A 1,496-nucleotide genomic window follows, 5' to 3' on the forward strand; every position below is an offset into this window, starting at 1 on the left:
CTAGTCTTACTGTGTCATAAGAGAAGCCTTGCGTTTGCGCGCAGGCAGCACGGACATCGGGGCAGCGTCGCGATCAAGGCTGCGGCGATAAGCAGCCGCAAGGTCGTGATGGACGATCGGACGTGGCGCTGCGTGCGCTGGGCTGCCGCGAGGCTTGTAATGCGTGGGTAGGGCAGGTTCTTTGCGTTGAGCGGAGTTTTTTTTACCGGCGCCCTCTGGGTGCCGCAGTTGTCGCGCCATCAAGAAGCCGTAAGCGGCGATGCTCAGGCTGGCGTGGTGATGGAAGCCCCGCCAGCCTCGGCCTTCGTAGTGCCCGAGTCCCAGTTCCTGCTTGAGATCTTGGTAGTCGCGCTCGATGCGCCAGCGCATCTTGGCCTCCAACACCATGCGCCGCAGCGTTACGTCCTCCGCCAGCGTGGACAGCCAGTACTTCATCGGTTCGCGGTGACCCTCGGGCCACTCGATGAGAAGCCACTCCTGAGGGCGCAACTGCGAGCGCTGATGATCGCGATGGGCTGCATGTACGCGAACGCGGGCGAATCGCGATCGCAAGGCGAAGTTGGTGCCCTCGCGCCATTCGAGGGTCTGCCATTGAGAAGGGGCCAGCTCGAATGCCAACTCCTTGACCGACTGCGGGCGCTGGTGCTTGGCATCCCCCAGGCGCTGCCGGGTGGGCACGTTGCCACGACCGCTGTACGGCTCGGGCGGCAGCGGGGCGTGCCTCGGCGGCCACACCGTCACTTGGCCCGTCACACCCACCACGTAGTGCAGGCCCAGCTCGCTCAGGCGTTCTCGAAACGCCGTCTCAACGCCATAGCCGGCATCGGCCAGCACGCAGTGCCTGGGCGCACCTTGCTCCATCAGCCGCTCGATCTGCGCCAGCGCAATGGCCGGCTTGGTGGCGAACTCCAAGTCTTGCGGAACGCCCGCCCTCTCGCGTCGCTGCAGGTCCCCGGCCCATTCCTTGGGCAGGTACAACTGCCATGCCACCGGGAGGCTGCCCCCTTGGCATGCCAGCGTCACGCTCACCGCCACCTGGCAGTTGTCTTGCTTGCCCAGCATCCCGCAGTACTGCCGGGCGACGCCCACCGAGTGCTGCCCTTGCTTGGGGAAGCCGGTATCGTCAACGATCCACCAGGCGCCGTCTCTGAAGTCCATCGCAGGCACGACCCACTGCGCCACGCGCAGCAGCATTTGTTCGTCAGACCACGCCGAATCGGCCACGAAGTGATGCAGCGATTGATGGCGCGAGCGCGTGGCCGACGGCGCCAGGTGCGCCGCCATCGGCTCCACGCTCTTGCGCTTGAGCGGAGCCATCAGACCGGTGCAATACCCGCGCAGTCCCGCTTGCCTGTCTGCATGGCCCAGACCCTCGCCCAAATGCGCCAGGTAGCGCTCAAATTCATGCAATTCCTTCATCAAGGTTCACCTCTTGCTCGAAGAAGTGCGCATAATGCCTTGATTTCGCTTAAATTACTAACACAGTAAGACTAGGC

The 1,496-nt window shown here is 64.0% G+C and carries 1 protein-coding gene; it reads right to left on the reverse strand.

All coding sequences use genetic code 11. The features are described 5' to 3' along the window. Window positions 1–6: 6 nt before the first annotated feature. Window positions 7–1,419, reverse strand: coding sequence for an IS701 family transposase (locus ACIPRI_RS26660; RefSeq protein WP_446624522.1), 1,413 nt, complete (start codon window positions 1,417–1,419; stop codon window positions 7–9). Window positions 1,420–1,496 lie beyond the last annotated feature (77 nt).

It is taken from the genome of Variovorax sp. LARHSF232 (assembly GCF_052871435.1).

Excerpts from the sequence above, each read along its gene's own strand:
- ACIPRI_RS26660 (WP_446624522.1), bottom strand. The coding sequence starts at position 1,419 with ATGAAGGAATTGCATGAATTTGAGCGCTACCTGGCGCATTTGGGCGAG.